This window comes from Undibacterium sp. CCC3.4 (assembly GCF_034347425.1).
Taxonomy (GTDB): domain Bacteria; phylum Pseudomonadota; class Gammaproteobacteria; order Burkholderiales; family Burkholderiaceae_D; genus Undibacterium.
The window spans coordinates 3,400,434-3,417,966 of the sequence record NZ_CP133779.1; the positions used below are offsets into that span (position 1 = coordinate 3,400,434).

Annotated in this window: 10 protein-coding genes; 6 read left to right on the forward strand and 4 right to left on the reverse strand. The window is 52.9% G+C overall.

The features are described from left to right. Nucleotides 1–70 precede the first annotated feature (70 nt). The 6 genes from lipA (at nt 71) to RHM61_RS15345 (ending at nt 6,966) form a co-directional block, all read left to right on the forward strand. A complete protein-coding gene (lipA, locus tag RHM61_RS15320) occupies nt 71–1,063 on the forward strand; it encodes a lipoyl synthase (protein ID WP_322248160.1) in 993 nt (330 codons plus the stop codon). Nucleotides 1,064–1,088: 25 nt separating this feature from the next. Continuing rightward, entirely contained in the window at nt 1,089–1,439 is a 351-nt protein-coding gene (gene erpA, locus RHM61_RS15325; RefSeq protein ID WP_322248161.1) for an iron-sulfur cluster insertion protein ErpA, read from the forward strand. 11 nt (nt 1,440–1,450) lie between these two features. Continuing rightward, the gene (gene serA / locus RHM61_RS15330; RefSeq protein WP_322248162.1) at nt 1,451–2,680 is read left to right on the forward strand and encodes a phosphoglycerate dehydrogenase; all 1,230 of its coding nucleotides are present in this window, start codon (nt 1,451–1,453) and stop codon (nt 2,678–2,680) included. Between the two features lie 147 nt (nt 2,681–2,827). Next, nucleotides 2,828–5,569, forward strand: coding sequence for an aconitate hydratase AcnA (gene acnA, locus RHM61_RS15335; protein WP_322248163.1), 2,742 nt, complete (start codon nt 2,828–2,830; stop codon nt 5,567–5,569). Nucleotides 5,570–5,797: 228 nt separating this feature from the next. Continuing rightward, nucleotides 5,798–6,343 carry a hypothetical protein gene (locus tag RHM61_RS15340; protein WP_322248164.1) on the forward strand — a complete coding sequence of 182 codons (546 nt, stop codon included), beginning with the start codon at nt 5,798–5,800 and terminating at the stop codon, nt 6,341–6,343. Nucleotides 6,344–6,405: 62 nt separating this feature from the next. Next, a complete protein-coding gene (locus tag RHM61_RS15345) occupies nt 6,406–6,966 on the forward strand; it encodes a sterol desaturase family protein (RefSeq protein ID WP_322248165.1) in 561 nt (186 codons plus the stop codon). 118 nt (nt 6,967–7,084) lie between these two features. Here the strand turns inward: RHM61_RS15345 and RHM61_RS15350 are convergent, their stop codons facing one another. The 4 genes from RHM61_RS15350 to RHM61_RS15365 form a co-directional block, all read right to left on the reverse strand. Further along, entirely contained in the window at nt 7,085–7,648 is a 564-nt protein-coding gene (locus RHM61_RS15350; protein ID WP_322248166.1) for a lipid-binding SYLF domain-containing protein, read from the reverse strand. A 147-nt stretch (nt 7,649–7,795) separates the two neighbouring features. Further along, nucleotides 7,796–16,510, reverse strand: coding sequence for a GH36-type glycosyl hydrolase domain-containing protein (locus tag RHM61_RS15355; protein WP_322248167.1), 8,715 nt, complete (start codon nt 16,508–16,510; stop codon nt 7,796–7,798). Between the two features lie 129 nt (nt 16,511–16,639). Next, entirely contained in the window at nt 16,640–16,957 is a 318-nt protein-coding gene (locus RHM61_RS15360) for a hypothetical protein (protein WP_322248168.1), read from the reverse strand. Then, nucleotides 16,944–17,189, reverse strand: coding sequence for a hypothetical protein (locus tag RHM61_RS15365; RefSeq protein ID WP_322248169.1), 246 nt, complete (start codon nt 17,187–17,189; stop codon nt 16,944–16,946). The genes RHM61_RS15360 and RHM61_RS15365 overlap by 14 nt, the downstream gene beginning before the upstream one ends. Nucleotides 17,190–17,533: the final 344 nt, after the last annotated feature.

Below are 17,533 nucleotides of genomic sequence, written 5' to 3' on the forward strand. Positions count from 1 at the left end.
TTGAGCATTGGGTCAATAGTGAACCACAAGCAAACAAACAAAGAAGTCAGCGAGCGAGGACACATATAACATGAGTACGGAAACCATTACATTTAGAAATGTTGTCTCTGAATTGCCCTATCCAAGTCAGAGTCATCGGCCCGACCAGCAAAGAGACGCGCAGAAGACCAAGCGCGAGTATATAGGTTCTGAAGACCGATTGCCAAAGCCCTCCTGGATACGCGCCAAGGCGGCTTTATCGAGCGGCCGTTATAACGACATCAAGGAAATCGTGCGGTCGAATGCTTTGGTGACAGTGTGTTCGGAAGCATCCTGCCCGAATATCGGCGAATGTTGGAGTAAAGGCACGGCGACCTTCATGATCATGGGGGATAAATGCACGCGGCGCTGTCGGTTTTGTCATGTCAGTACCGGTCGCCCCGATGCACTTGATGCCAATGAACCTGAGCGGCTGGCCAAAACGATTGCTTTAATGAAGCTCAATTACGTCGTCATTACCTCGGTTGATCGCGATGATTTAGCCGATGGCGGTGCCAGTCACTTTGTTGAATGTATTCGCCAGATACGGATGCAAGCCGCGGCCACGCGGATAGAAATTTTGACGCCTGACTTCGGTGGTCGGCTCAATCTGGCGTTGGGAATTCTCAGCGCTGCGCCGCCAGACGTGCTCAATCACAATATTGAGACCGTACCGCGTCTGTACAAGGAAGCGCGGCCCGGTGCCGATTTTCAGAACTCACTCAATCTGTTGTTTCGGTTTAAGCAAGCCCACCCAAGCATACCGACTAAATCGGGGATCATGCTAGGCCTGGGTGAGACCGATGCCGAGGTTCTGCAAGTCATGCATGACTTGCGTGCACACCAGGTCACCATGTTGACCATCGGCCAGTATCTTCAACCATCGGGTGGGCATTTGCCGGTATGCCGCTATGTCCACCCCGATGTGTTCAAAGTATTTGAGCAAGCGGCTTACCAGATGGGTTTTGTGAATGCTGCGTGCGGCCCTATGGTACGTAGTTCCTACCACGCTGATGAGCAAGCCGCTCGTGCCGGCGTAATTTAATCATATTATTTACTTGGAGTTGTATATGAATGCAATTGTTGAAATGCCGGCAGCGATCATTTTCACAGAAAATGCCGCGATGAAAGTCGCCCAAATGATTGAAGAAGAGGGTAACCCAGACTTGAAGTTACGCGTGTTTGTGCAAGGCGGTGGCTGCTCGGGTTTTCAGTATGGTTTTACCTTCGATGAGGTGGCCAATGAAGACGATACCAGCATGCTGAAAAATGGCGTGCAATTGCTGGTCGATTCTATGAGTTATCAGTACTTGGTTGGTGCAGAAATCGATTATAAGGATGACCTCGAAGGCGCACAGTTCGTCATCAAAAATCCTGCTGCGACTTCGACCTGCGGTTGTGGATCATCGTTTTCGGTTTGATAGGAATGGGAATGAGCCAGTTTTCTTTAGATAAATCAAAAATCCGCTTTCTGATGCTGGAAGGTATACATCACAATGCCATTGATGTGTTACAGCGCAATGGCTACACCAATATTGACTACTTACGCACGGCACTCGATGAAGCGGCCTTGATCGAGCAAATCCGTACGGCCCACTTTATCGGCATACGTTCGGGGACAGAGATGACTGAACGGGTGTTGCAAGCGGCCGATAAGTTGATTGCGATAGGCTGTTTTTGTATCGGAACCAATCAGGTCGACCTCGATGCAGCGATGGTGAAAGGTATTCCGGTTTTCAATGCGCCGTATTCGAATACGCGCTCGGTGGCAGAGCTGGTATTGGCTGAAACGATACTGTTGTTACGTGGCATTCCAGAAAAAAATGCCCAGCTACATCGTGGTGCTTGGTCCAAGTCTGCGCTAGGTGCATTTGAAGCGCGTGGCAAGACTTTGGGGATTGTTGGCTATGGTAATATCGGCAGTCAATTGTCGGTGCTCGCCGAATCCTTGGGCATGCAGGTGATTTACTATGATGTCATCACCAAACTGCCTATGGGTAATGCCCATCAACTCGCCAGCTTGGCTGCGCTGTTGGCGCAAGCCGATGTGGTCACGCTGCATGTGCCGGAAACGGCGGCGACTGAAAATATGATGGGTGACGCGCAATTTGCAAAGATGAAGCCCGGCAGTATTTTTATCAATGCCGCGCGCGGTAGTTGCGTCGATATTGAGGCGCTGGCTGCTGCACTCGACAGCAAGCAGATCGGTGCGGCCTCGATCGATGTTTTTCCGCAAGAGCCGAAAAGTAATGCTGACGAATTCGTCTCGCCGCTGCGGCGCTTCGATAATGTGCTGTTAACCCCGCACATCGGTGGTTCTACCTTGGAAGCGCAAGCCAATATCGGTGTGGAAGTGGCCGAGAAATTTATTCGCTACTCCGACACCGGTGCCACTTTGTCAGCCGTGAATTTCCCAGAAGTGGCGCTGCCACGCTTCTTTGGTAAGCATCGCTTGTTGCATATACATAAAAATATTCCCGGTGTGTTGTCGGCGATTAACCGCATTGTTGCTGAAAACGGGATCAATATCTCGGCACAAAGTTTGATGACTAAGGATGCGCTCGGCTATTTGGTGATGGATGTCGATGTCGACTGTTCGGCGCTGGGTTTGCACAAGTTGTTGGAAATTGAGGGGACGATTTCGGCCCGCGTAGTGTATTAAATAATTGCTTCGTCGTCGCGTCGCGGAGAATTACATCAAAGCACAAATAGCGACATGGGCGTATATTAAAAGGCAGGCGCATTATGTTACCAGCCTGTCATTTCTTCTATATTCCTCAGTTATTCCTCACATTTTCCAGGAGAACCTATGAGCGATTCTTACTCCACCCGCGACACGCTCAGTGTCAACGGCAACGATTACATCATCTTCAGTTTAGCAAAACTCGGCCAGCACTTCGACTTGGCACGATTGCCGTTTTCGCTGAAGATTTTATTGGAAAACCTGCTACGCTGCGAAGATGGCGTGTCGGTTAGCAAGGCCTCGATTACGGCTGTTGCTCAATGGCAGGCAAGCGAGCAGCCAAGTACGGAAATCGCCTTTATGCCGGCGCGCGTGGTGCTGCAAGATTTCACTGGCGTGCCTTGCATTGTCGATTTCGCGGCGATGCGCGATGCGGTGGTCAAGCTCGGTGGTTCAGCCAGCAATATCAACCCCTTGATTCCTTCCGAGCTCGTGATTGATCACTCCGTACAGGTCGATTCCTTTGGTCAGTCGAACTCGCGCGAAATCAACGCGCAAATTGAATTTGCCCGCAATGGTGAGCGCTACAGTTTTTTACGTTGGGGCCAGAAGGCCTTCACTAATTTTAAGGTGGTGCCACCGAATACAGGCATTGTGCATCAGGTGAACCTCGAACATCTTGCGCGCGTCGTGATGGAACGGACGATTGATGGTGTGAAGTATGCGTTCCCCGACACGCTGTTCGGAACCGATTCACACACGACCATGATCAATGGTTTGGGGGTGCTGGGTTGGGGAGTCGGGGGCATCGAAGCCGAAGCTGCCATGCTCGGTCAGCCGAGTTCTATGTTGATCCCTCAGGTAGTCGGTTTCAAGCTCAGCGGTCAATTGCCTGAAGGTGCAACCGCGACGGACTTGGTGCTGAGCGTGACGCAAATGTTGCGCAGCTTTGGGGTGGTCAATAAATTCGTCGAGTTTTACGGCGATGGGCTCAAGCACTTGCCACTGGCGGACCGCGCGACTATTGCCAATATGGCTCCCGAATACGGCGCTACCTGCGGTATTTTCCCTATCGATGAGGAATCTTTAAGGTATCTGCGTTTGTCTGGGCGCAGCGAGGAACAGATCGCCTTAGTCGAAGCTTATGCTAAGGCGCAAGGCCTTTGGCCGACTGGTGTGGAAGCCATTTATAGCGATACGTTGCATTTGGATATGAGCACGGTCTTGCCTTCGCTGGCAGGACCGAAACGACCGCAGGATAAGGTGCTGTTGTCGGACATGCAGCATAATTACCAGACGAACTTGCTCGATTTCATCGCCCACCGCAAGCTGGATCAAGAATCTGTGCAACGCTTTGAAGATGAGGGTGGTGACACCGCCGTCGAGCGTCAGGCCGTCGTCCCCGCGTCGGAGCAGGCTTTGATAACAAGCCAGGATGCCAGTCTGCAGGATGGCGCGGTGGTGATTGCCGCGATCACCTCGTGTACCAATACTTCCAATCCTGCGGTGATGATCGCCGCTGGGCTGGTCGCGCGCAATGCCAGGGCCAAGGGTTTGCGGGTGGCAGCGTGGGTGAAGACATCCATGGCACCAGGGTCGCTGGTGGTGACCGATTATTTGAAAAAAGCCGGTCTCCTTGCTGACTTGGAGGAACTTGGCTTTTTCATCGTCGGTTATGGCTGTACCACCTGTATTGGTAATTCCGGGCCTTTGCCGGACGACGTGTCGCGGCATATCGCCAGCCAAGATTTGGTGGTCGCGGCCGTATTGTCCGGTAACCGCAACTTTGAAGGGCGCGTGCATCCGGAAGTGAAAATGAATTATCTTGCCTCGCCACCTCTTGTGGTCGCCTACGCACTGGCCGGTACGGTGAATATCGACTTGACGCGCGAGTCGCTAGGCAAGGGCAGCGACGGTAAACCGGTGTATCTGCATGACATTTGGCCATCGAACAAGGAAATTGGTGATTTGATCGCGCGCAGCCTCAGCCCGGACATGTTTACTCGTAACTATGCCAATGTGTTCGCCGGCGACCAGCGCTGGAACCAGATCAGCTCGCCAGATGGGGAGGCATTCACTTGGGATGAGGCCTCAAGTTACATTAAGAAACCGCCTTACTTCGAGGGCATGCAGATGGACATCGGTCGCATCGACGATATCCATGGCGCGCGTCTGCTCGGCCTGTTTGGCGATTCGATTACCACCGACCATATTTCTCCGGCCGGCAACATCAAGGCCGACTCGCCCTCAGGTCGCTTTCTGCAATCGCGTGGGGTATTACCGGCGGATTTCAACTCCTACGGTTCGCGTCGTGGCAACGACGACGTGATGGTGCGCGGTACTTTCGCCAATATCCGCATCAAAAACCTGATGATGAACGGTGAGGAGGGCGGTAATACGATTCATTATCCGTCGCAAGAAAAACTCGCCATTTACGATGCGGCAATGAAATATCAGGCTGAGGGGGTGCCACTGGTGGTGGTGGCCGGGAAGGAATATGGCACTGGCTCATCGCGCGATTGGGCTGCCAAAGGCACCTTGCTGCTGGGAGTGAAGGCCGTGATCGCCGAGAGCTTCGAGCGCATCCATCGTTCCAACTTGGTCGGCATGGGCGTGTTGCCGCTGCAATTTATGGCCGGCCAGAGCGCCGTCTCACTCGGTTTGAGCGGCGATGAGTTATTCGATATCACCGGTCTGCGCGATGGTAGTAGCCAGCTCGTTGAGGTCCGTGCCAGCGGCAGTAGCGGTCGCGTGCTGTCCTTCCAGGCGCAGGTGTTATTGATCACACCCAAGGAAGTCGAGTATTTCCGCCACGGCGGTATTCTGCATTATGTGCTGCGCCAGTTGGCATCCAGAACGGCCGCATAATTGAGCCGGGGATGGATTGACTGCGCGTTTGCTTGCTCGCGACATGGCGTACATGTCGCGGCCTCTGCGTTTTTTGCTGATACGCCTACAAACACTTTTTCGCTGCTTTCAATGTTCGTTGGCGAACAGAAATGTTTGTTTTGCATAGTGCAATATGGTTTATCGGAATGATCCGGTGATCTGCTGGGCGTGTTTATCCAGCCTGACCTCACTCTCACGGGAAGAAAAATGAAAAAATTATTTGCTATGGTATTGATGTGTTCGATGACATGGTCTGCCGCCGTATTGGCAGCGAGCAGCGCAGCGTCGGCGACTTACAAAGCGGCCAACGAATCTGCCGAAAACGATTATAAAACGGCCAGCGCTAAGTGTAGTGCAATGACTGATAATTCCAAAGATGTCTGTATTGCTGAGGCGAAAGCGTCGGCGATACAGAGCAAAGCCAATGCCAAGGCTGAGTTGACAAATACGCCCGCTACCCGCACCAGCGCTGCCAAGGAAATTGCCCTGGCCGACTATGAAGTGGCGAAACTGCTTTGTGCCAGCCCAGCCGGGAGTGATCAAGATACGTGTATTGAAAAGGCCAATGCCGACAAAATTATAGCGATTGGCAACGCCAGCGCCAATACCAAAGTGAGCGCGGGGCAGCCCCAAGCCAAGAGCGGCAAGGCGGATGCCCGTTATCAAGCTGCGATAGAAAAATGCGATGCGCTCGTTGATGCCGCTAAAGATATGTGCATCTCTGCTGCGAAAGAAAAATTTAATAAAATGTAATGTTTGGCCAGATGCCTTTGACCGAGTAATCGGTCTGGGCATCATTTTTATTTGAGGCAACTATGTCTATCTTGAACTTTGAACACAGCAGACGGGCGCTGATTGCCGACTTTGTTTTTTACGCTGCCAGTATCCCGGCACTGCTGCTTCTTTTATGGCTGGCTTGTCCGGCGACAGCAAGGCTAACTGCATTGCTCTTGCTGGTGCTTGGTTTGCTCGCAGCGAGTGCGATTGAATATGGCATTCATCGTTATATTTTGCATGGTGTCGCGCCCTTCAGCGATTGGCACAAGCAACACCATGCCCGACCACAAGCGCGTATAGGAACACCGACCGTCGTCAGTGCCTTATTGATTTACTTGTTGGTGTTTTGTCCGGCACTCATGTTTTTGCCGTTTTTCCAAGCGCTTGCACTGACGCTGGGTGGTGTGATTGCTTATTTTGTATATATCGTGACCCACCATGCGACCCATCATTGGCATGGCAGCAGCCGTTGGCTACGAACTAGAAAACGTTGGCATGCACTGCACCACGGTGCCTACTCCGAACGCTGTTATGGCGTCAGTAGTGCGCTATGGGATCATCTGCTCGGTAGCGTGCCGCCGGCCCGCGTTAGAAAGTAGACGACGCGAGTGGCATTAAGTTGTGCTTGCGCCACAGAACGCAAAATAGCCAGCAAGTGCCGTAGCGCTTGCTGGCTATTTGATGGCGCTAACCTAGCGCCGCCAACTCCGTGCTAGATCAGCGTTTGATAGGCGTGATCTTGGTTCCCTCGATGCTGATGCTGGCCATCAAACCCGATTGATCGAAAATGTATGCATAGGAATCGTCTTGTAAGCTGGAGGTAGACAGATTCTTTGCCACACCTTCATTCATTAATACCATGCTCGGCCCGACGCCCACTTCCCAGCCGTGGGTAGCGCGTAAGCTCTGTTCGACTTTTTCACTCATCAAAAATACCACGTAGCCGTATGATTGTGCCCCGGCCTGCCATCCCCAAGAGGCGGAGGTCGCATTGAAGTATTCGTTGGCATGCCCGGATTTGATCAGCACGCCTTCACCATAGCTGCCACCAAGAACCAGTCCGGCCTTGATGATTTTAGGGAAAACTAAAATGGCACGGGCCTTCTTAGACAAGGTCTCGGCAGTGGGGTTGCTTTTATATAGAAGCTGCAGCGATTCTTTCGCTTCGCGATCGAGATCGACACCCGTTGCTGCACTGGCCTGCTGCATGACGCCGGCGAGAAAAATGCTGAAAAATATCAGGCTTGCCGACTTATAGATGCGGCGCAGATTGTTGTTCATTGCAGTACTCCTTGAATAGTTGATGATGGGTGAATTTTGCGGTATGCCGAAGCGGTTTGTCGGCGCACAAGCTATCTTGAGGTATCGCACAAATCTGTTCTGTGCGCTGGCGAACACAGCGGCCTTTTTACTGCTTGGCGCGCTTCCCTAGGGCCTGTTGATATTGAGCTGTACCTGATGTCGTTGTCGGTCATTCTGTAACTCGATGAATAAATTCTCCGACAACACACCGTCGATATACAAGCTCGGTTTGCTGTCAGGCGAGTTCAGGGTGTGGATGTCAATCAGATAGTCTGTCTCCAAATAGCGATATTGTAACTGATACGAGTCCCACTCGGCCGGCAGGCAGGGGGTAATGCTGAGTTGCTGGCCATGACGCTGCAGGCCCAGCAAAGACTCCGTGATCAGTCGGTACATCCAGCCGGCAGAACCGGTGTACCAAGTCCAGCCGCCGCGGCCGACGTGCGGGGCGACGGCATACACGTCGGCAGCAATGACATAGGGTTCTACTTTGTAGCGCGAGATTTTTTCACTGGTATTGCTGTGATTAATAGGATTGATGATGTCGAACGCTTCCCAGGCATGACGGGCGTTCCCCATCTTGGCAAAAGCCATGGCTGCCCAGATTGCCGCATGGGTGTATTGCCCGCCGTTTTCTCTGACGCCGGGAACGTAGCCGCGAATGTAGCCGGGATTATTTTCTGCTTGATCAAACGGCGGGTCGAGCAACTGAATGATGCCAGTCGATGGTTTGACCAGTCGTTGATGCAGCGATTCCATACCCTTAAGCGCATGCTGACGATCGCCGGCACCGGACAGGATGGCCCAGCTTTGCGAGATCGAATCGATCTGGCATTCGCTGTTGAGCGCCGATCCCAAGGGGCTGCCATCGTCGAAGTAGGCGCGGCGATACCAGGCACCATCCCACGCTGCGGTATCGATATGTTGCCCAATCAGTTGCGCTTGTTCGCGGCAATGCGTGGCGTAGCTGATATCGTCGCTAGCTAGCGCCAGTTCTGAGAATTTGATTAACACCTCGTATAAAAAGAAAGCCAGCCAAACGCTTTCGCCTTGGCCAAGGTGGCCGACTTGGTCCATGCCATCGTTCCAGTCGCACGAGCCCATCAGGGGCAGGCCGTGTTGGCCGAAGCGCAGGCCGTGTTCGATCGCTTGCATACAATGCTCGTACAGGGTGCCAGATCGAGCCGAACGATGCGGCAGATCGTAGTAGGAATCTTCGGCCGGGTTGACCTCGCGCCCTTCGATATACGGAATGATGGTTTGCAGGATGTCGATGTCACCGGTATTGCTGACATAACGTGCGACCGCCAGTGGTAACCATAAATAATCATCCGAGCAATGGGTACGCACGCCTCTTTCGGTCGGTGGATGCCACCAATGTTGAACGTCGCCTTCAATAAATTGGTGTGCCGCGCAGCGCAAGATCTGTTGTTTGGCCATCTCATGTCCGGTGTGCGCTAATGCCATCGTATCTTGTAACTGATCGCGAAAGCCAAATGCGCCGCCCGATTGATAATAGCCGCTGCGTGCCCACAAGCGGCAAGCAATGGTTTGGTACAGTAACCAACCGTTGGCTAAAATATTCAATCCAGAGTCAGGCGTGTTGACCTGAACGGTGCCCAGCGTCGTGCGCCAATAGTGTTCGGTGTCGCGCCACGCAGTTTGTGCGGCTGTGGCGTTTCTATGGCGCAAAATCAACTCTTTCGCGCTGCTTGATTTCTGCTCGGCCACGCCGAGGATAAAAACCAAGGTACGTTCTTGTTCGGGTTTCAGTTTGAAGCCAACTTGTAGCGCGGCACAGGGGTCGAGGCCGGCCCCCAATTTGCCCGACAGGTGGCTTCTGTTCATGGCTGCAGGCTCTTGCAATGTACCGTTGCGGCCGATAAATTCGTTACGATCGGCAGTGACGGTACAGGACGTTTGATCAACGCAAAAGAAGGCGGTGCGGCCGGTAAAGTCGGTATTGTAGGGATTGCGGGCGCAAATGCCATTGCCATCCACGGCGATTTCAGTGACGATGTGCATGGCTGATTTGCTACGCAAATCACCGAGCACCCACTCGACATAGCCGGTGACGGACAAGCTTCTGTGCTGGTCGGAGCGATTGGCAATGTGCAGTACCGCATATTTGATCGGGGCGGTTTGATCGACGAATACGCTGAGTTCAGAAGCGATGCCGTCTTCGGTATGACTGAATATGCTGTAACCGAAACCATGGCGGGTGTGGTAGTCGCCTTTGCCGCTGCAGGGTAGGGCAGTCGGTGACCAATATTGCCCGGTTTCTTCATCGCGGATGTAAAAGGCTTCGCCGCTGCTGTCGCTGACCGGATCGTTATGCCACGGCGAGAGCCGGAATTCATGCGCATTTTCCGACCAGGTATAGGCTTGACCGCTTTCCGAGACGACGCTGCCGAAGACAGGGTTGGCCAGCACATTTACCCATGGTGCCGGGGTGCGCTGTTTGGCATTCGTGGTAATCAGGTATTCTCTGCCATCGGTAGAAAAACCGCCGGTACCATTATCAAATTGACGTGATGCAGCGGCCAAGCTCGGTAATGCGCCCGCTTTGGAATAATAGCTGTGTCGTTTTTTGAGCGGAATGAACTCTTTCAGACGGAGGTCGCCGAGGTCGCGCCGGTTCAATTGATCAACCAGACTACCGCGCTGATCGTTGAGGATGATGCGGGCAACCGATTGAAACAGAATTCTGTCTTCATGAGAAATTTGCTCGGCGGCGCGCACATAGATGCCACCCGGTTTTTCCAGCGCATGTGAACCGATCACGGAGGAGATTAAACCGACAATTTGGTCTTGCAAGATTTGTCGGTAGCTGGCGTGGTCTTCATTCCAAATCACCAAGTCGACGGCCACGCCGCGCGATTGCCAATAGGCATGCGCTTGTATTAACTGGCGGGCCAGCTCAATATGCTCTTGATCGCTGATTTGTAGCAGGACGATAGGTAAGTCACCGGAGATGGCGTAGCTCCACAGTGCAGATTGACCACGATAATTTTGCATTAAAATATCCTGGGTTGCACGCATCAACGGATTGACGTAAATCAGCGAATTGGCCAGGCGTGCATACAATTGCGCATCTTTTTCGCTGATATTTAATTGCCGCAAGACAACCTGGCTATGTGTCGAAGAAAGTTCAATCACGCGGTCAGCCAGATGCTGATCGCGATATTTTTCAATCAGGGTCAGGCATTGTTCGCGTGTGTCCGCGATCCCGGTGACCAGATCGAGGGTGACGCTCTGCTCTGGTGCCAAGGAAATCCGATAGCGGATGGCGACGATAGGGTCGAGCACCGAGCCCGCGCTGTTCGACAAGGCACCGGGATGATGCATCGCCTCGGGGGAGACGCAGGTATTGCCGCGGCCAATAAATTGCATGCGGTCGGTTTCATATGACACCTCATCGGCGTCGGCGCCGTGCAGCGCCATCAAATGGAACATGGTCGGCACTTTTTCATCCACCGAGCGCGCCCGGCGTACGCATAAAATGGCGCTGTGATCGGGCAGAATTTCCGTTTGTACAAACAATTTACTGAAGGCCGGGTGCATGCTGTCGGCGGAAGGCGGTGCCAGTGCAACTTCGGCGTAACTGGTTAATTCTATCGTGCGTGGTCGGCCCGAGCGGTTGACGATGTGAGTACGGCGCAATTCGATATCGTCTTCCGGTGACACCACGATTTCCGTGTGTAAATCGAGTTGTTTGTCGCGCCGGCGGAATTCGGCCCGGCCCTCAGAAAATACCGCTGTATAGTCAGGCGTCGTGACCAGTGAAGGTTGTAAGGCCGTTGACCAGAAACTGCCCGTTTCACAGTCTCGGACGTAGCAAAAACTGCCCCAGTTGTCGCGCGTGCCATCCTCATTCCAACGCGTCAAGGCGAGCTCATTCCAACGGCTATAGCTACCGCCGGAACTGCTTACCATCAGGTGGTAACGGCCATTCGAGAGCAACTGAACTTCCGGTGTTTTCGAGTTCGACAGCGACAGAATACGCAGCGGTGTCTCCTGCTCCTTCGTACTGCTGCGTATATCGGCCAGCTCGCTTGTGTTGGCGTAGTTGGCGCTGATTTGTGGCACACGTTCATATAACAGAGGGGTGGCGGCTTTGAATAAGGCATCGGCCTCAAAACGTTTTTGCAGTGGTTTGTCTAATAGTAGGTAGGCGAGCGCCAGCAATCCCATACCTTGATGATGGACCATGAAGGAACGGATCAGTACGTGCGTTTGCCCGCGTGGCAAACGAACCGGCGTATAGTCAATGGCTTCAAAGAAACCGAATTGCCCTTCAAAGCCCAGTTCGGACAGTCTTTGCAAGTTATCGCATGCTGCTTCGGGCGTAACCATCAAGGCCATCATCGAGGCATACGGTGCAATTACCAGGTCGTCTCCCAAACCGCGCTTGTAGCCGAGCCCCGGTACGCCGAAGGCGCGGTACTGATAGTTCAGATTGGTGTCGAAGGCGTTATAGCCTGATTCGGATATGCCCCAAGGCACGCCGCGTTGTTGACCGTATTGAATTTGTCTTTGTACCGTTGAATGATAGGTTTGCTCCAACAAGGTGTGGGGAAAACTGGGCATGATCAGCAAGGGCATCAGGTATTCAAACATCGAACCGCTCCAGGACAGCAAGATCGGTTCGCCGCCGGCGATGGTCAGTTGACGTCCCAACGCAAACCAGCTTTCCTGCGGGAGTTGCCCTTGCGCGATGCCGACAAATGCGGCAAGCCTTGCTTCTGACGCCAACAGGTCATAGCTGCCAGCATCGCAACGACGTTCGTCGAGGTTGTAGCCGATTGATAAGAGATGGGTGGTCTGGTCGTAGAGAAAGTTGTATTGAGCCAAGCTGAAGTCAATCGCTTGTTTGGCCAAGCTGTTGATATCAGTGATTCTTTGCGTGGCATGATCTATGCTCGCTCGCAACAGTACTCCCACCTCGCCATCGGGAAACTCTTCCTGCTTGAGCTCGGCGAGTTGGCGCAGCGTAGGGATTGCGGCCAACTGTGGAAACTGTTCCAACCACGCCTGATCTGCCGATGCGCGTATCCACGGCATCATCTGTTCGATCTCGGCTAAGTGCGCACGGCACTGCCCTGACAGGGCATCAATCCAGATCTTACTGGGCGAGTCGGCGCTACTTTCGTGCTCTGCCTGAAATTGTCCAATCACATAGCTGAGGTAGCTGATGCCCTGATAACTGCTGCTGACGCTGCCAGGTGGCAGGCGGTAAAGCTGATTGATCTCGTCACCGATATGGCGCAAACTGGCCGGTGCCGGTTCCGGTTCAAGTTCTTTCCAGGTCAGGTAAGTGATGCGCAAGCCTTCAAATAAACGCGCCGGCAGGATGGGGCGATCGATCAGCTCCAATAAGCCGGATTTCAACGTCATTAAATGCGCACTAAAATTTCCGCTGTCGACCGTCGATATATATCTGGGTTGGAGCGGGGCGAGCGTGCGTGTATCGTACCAATTAAAATAATGCCCCTGATAACGCTCCATTTTTTCCAGGCTGGAGAAGGTGTCGCCTGTGCGGCTAAGCAATTGTCCGGTAGTGATGTAGGCGAAATCGTAGGCGATTAAGTTCGCTGACAGCGATAAACCGATATTGGTTGGCGAGGTGCGATGGGCGATGACCGAGACCGGATGCTGTTGCACATTATCGGGTGGCAGCCAGTGATCTTCCGGGCCAACATGGGTTTCAAAAAATAACCAAGTTTTGCGCGAAAGTCGGTTCAAAAACAGCGTTTGGTCTAATGACAGCTCTTTGACTTGACGCACTCTCGGTAAGCTGATCAGGTAGGCAATCCATGGCGAAGCGAACCAGCAGAGTAAGAGCGCGAACGAGGGCGTCATGCTGCTTGCCGAAAATTGCGCCATATATATCAACAGCATGGCGGCGAACAACGGGGCGATCCACATGCGCCGCAAGGTAAAGATAAAGCTGTGGCGGGTCCTTGCGTTTTCTATGCTCGAAGGATTCCATTCGAGCAGGCGACGATGCGATAGCGCGAGGCGCCAGTGCGTACGGATGATGGCATCGCCATACACCCATGCTTCATAGGGCAAAAAGCATAGGTGCAGAAAAACATGGCTCAGTTGCAGCTTCGCGCTGCCGAATACAGAGCGGATATGCTGCTTGAGTTGTAAATCTTTCGGTTTGCTGAGTAACTGCAGGGCCAGTGCCAGCAGCGGTGGCAGCAAGAGTAAGGCCACTGCCGCCGCAGTCCAACGCCACGCCTGTGGTGCCAGAGCAAGGCTCAGCCAACTGCTCGCCAAGAACACGAGATAGGCAAGCGGCACCAGGCTGCGGCGCAGGTTATCGAATAGTTTCCAGCGTGATAGTGCTGACAGGGGGTTGGTGCAACGGCTGGTTTTTCCTGTTGTGGCGTCGGTCGTGCCGGGAACTTGGGGGAGTAACCAAGAGGCGAGTTGCCAGTCGCCACGCACCCAGCGTTGACGTCGGCGCATATCGCTCAGGTAGCTGCTTGGGTAGGGCTCGCTGAGCGTGGCATCGCTGAGCAAACCCGCGCGCGCATAACAACCTTCCAGCAGATCATGGCTTAAGATCCGGTTTTCCGGCATTCTGGCATGTAATGCGCCTTCGAAGGCGTCGATGTCGTAAATGCCTTTGCCGATAAAAGAACCTTCGGCAAAGATATCTTGATACACGTCGGAGACGCTGCGTGTGTAGGGATCCATGCCGACCTCCCCACCGTACAATAATTCATAGTGCGATGCGGCAGACGAGGGTACGCCGACGGCTATGCGCGGCTGCAATATCCCGTAGCCTTCGGTGACCAGCAGGCGTTGTGCGTCGAATTGCGGCCGGTTCAAGATATGCGTCATCGTCGCGATGAAGATCGATGCCGCTTCGCGCGGCAATTCGGTATCGGTATCGAGCGTAATGACATATTTTGTTAGCCCAAGCCCACTGGTATCGCCGGCGATAAAAGAAAATGCGCAAGGCGCGACATCGCGTAGAAAATTGTTCAGGGCGTTTAATTTTCCGCGTTTTCGTTCAAACGACATCCACCTGTTTTCGCTCGGATTCCAGAGGCGGGCACGATGCAGTAGTATAAAAAAGCTACCGTCAGCGCGCGGGTATTTCCGGTTCAAGTTGTCGATGTTGCGTTTGGCGTGTTGTTGCAAGTCTTCATCTGTACTCAGCACTTCTTGATCGGCATCAGCGAAGTCGCTCAGCAGACAAAAGCGCAGATGCTCGTCGCGATTTGCCAAGAAACGTACTTCCATGGCATCGCTCAGTTGATCGATATTATCCTTGCTCGTCAAAATGGTGGCGACCACAACCAAGCTGCTGGATTCTGCCGGTATGCCCTGAGAAAAATCCATGCGCGGCAAAGCTTGCGGGCTAGCCATCAGTGTGACCAGCCAATTGACTAATTCCAAGGCGAACTGACTGCACATCAACAAGGTACAACTGGCCAGCACAATCAGTAGCATGAGGTGGGATGGCCCATCGAGTGCACTACGCAGTATCAAGGTCGCGGCACTCAGAGTGAGTAGAGCGATGGTGCCTATGTACAAGGGAAATGCTTGCTGCTTGATGTAACGACAGATTTTTTTCCTCATCGATACGCGGGCTTCAAGCGTTTGTTCCAGTTGCGCTACTCCAGCGTCGATCAGAAAGTAGCCGAGATGCGCCTGACGGTGCTGCTCACCATTTTGCGCTACGGCATTGAAGGCAAGTTGAATCGCGTTGTTGGCCACATCGGTTTCGGCAAAGCGGCTGTTCTTGGCAATTTTTTCGATCACGTGGCGATATCTGTCGCGCGTGGCGAAATCCATATGCTTATATACTTGCGCCGGGTCTTGCCGCAGGATACTTTCGACCGCACTCATACTTTCGACGAATTCGCGCCAGTCCATGGTCGACAAGAAGCGCAGACTCCCTATGCTATTGCTGATCGATAATTGATCGGCAGCCTGATTTTTCGATTCTTGTTGAATGAAGTTGTCTATCGTCTGGACTTGTTCTGCCAATCTTTGCGAGAGCCAGTTCAAGGGTAAAGTCAAGGTCGGCGCCTGCCCCTGCAGGCGGCGTACCAGTTCGGCGACGAATGAGCTGTCCAATGGAGGGTTGGAACGCGACATGTCTGCCACTAATAAGATCAGGTTGCTCGGATCTTCTTCGGCGCTCAAAATCATCGCATCGGCCCAGCTGATGGCAAGCTCGCGATGTTTGTGCGCGGTGGTGAGTCGAGTTGCCACGCGGCGTAAATTTTCAATCAGGGCGAGCCGCAACATAATTGGAATCGCCCACAACTCACCTAAGGTGAGCGTCGTAATCGATTGGTAAGCACAGGTAAAACGACGCAGATTTTCCGGATCGACCCGACCATCTCCATGTGCCACCGTTTCGAGTGCAATATCGTAGACTCTGGGGCGGGCTATGCTGCCGTCGCGCAGCAGGCGCGGTAATTCCCTGCTGTAGTGTTGTGGCAGGTGGCGTTTGGCCGTGCGTATCTGATCTTCAATCAGATAGAAATTATCGAGCAACCATGCCGCCGCCGGTGTGACCTGATTCCCTGATTGTATCGTTTCGGTCAGCAGCTTGCAGGTATTGACGATGATGGTTTCATTGTCGGATAAGCGTGACAATAAGTGATCGGCACCGCTGTCGGCGCTGAGTTGATGGCTGTTGGCCAGAATGCGGCCATGCTGCTCCATTTGTGAGGCGCTGAATAATTCTGCTCGCAGCGGCGTTTCCTCTAGAGTGCTCGGCCGCTGCGAACGCCAATCGACGCGCAGGCTCTGGCACTTGTTGCCGAGCTTGCGAAAACCATAGGACAAATATTTTTTTACTTTGATCAAGGAAGTGCCTCTTTCTTTTTCAGGAAGAGTGCAAAGCTTGATCCTTGTTGTGGCAAACCGGCACTCAGGTAAGCCTTCAGTGTAGCCAGCGGGACTTAGCGTGTCGGTGCGTTATCGCACGTAGAGAAATCAGTGCGATTGATCGTCTGGTGGGCGTTGCGCTTTGAGCTGAGCTTTGAAGTATTGCAATGAATTGACTAATGCAAGATGTAGCTTCTCCGTGCTGGAAAGCATTTTTTTCCAGCTCTCTTCCGTTGCATCCCGCATCTCGGCCAAATTTTTCTGAATGTTCTTTGATTGCTCCTCAAGGTGGTGTTTTTCTTTCAGATATTTTGCGTGTGCTGCCGTGGTTTTTTCTTCGGCTTGGTGTTCAAACTGGCTCAGCATGGTGTTGAGTGCAGTGAGCTGTTTTTGCATTTTTAAAATATATTCTTCACGTTGTTTCATGACCGGATCTCCTTGATCTGTTGAGTAAATTCTGTGGCATGGGGTCGCTTAAGCTCGTAGTGGCGCGCGGGGTAGCCAAATCAACTGAGATTGCGCTGTCAGGCACGGCAGCGAGCGCTTGATTGACTGCTATCGTCGTCGATGGCGTCATCGTGGTCGCCTCTTGTTTTTGACAAAGAAACATGACAGTACGCTTGGTAGTTGAAGGACCGTTGCTGATAGGATAATGCATGATGTACTTTCTAATAGAGAGTTCGGGTCACGAATGCACCAAGTATTTTCTATTTTGATGATCGACACTGTGCGCTTCCACACATAGGCAGTAGTATTTTTTATATGGCGGTGCCATCAAACGTGTCGCCGCCCATGTCGACGTCATTTTTATTGCATCAATTCAAGTTAATTGCATGCACTCATCATTCCGCGCGCTTGCTTTGCGAAGTAGCCGGATTTCAATCATGCCATGAGGGAACAACGGCAGTGCAACGATGTCGAATCGGCCGAGGGCGCGGCACTGCGACTCGCCCTTTTTGCCATTTTTTGGGTGGCGAAGTGTAGTCGTTTCACATCGCAATT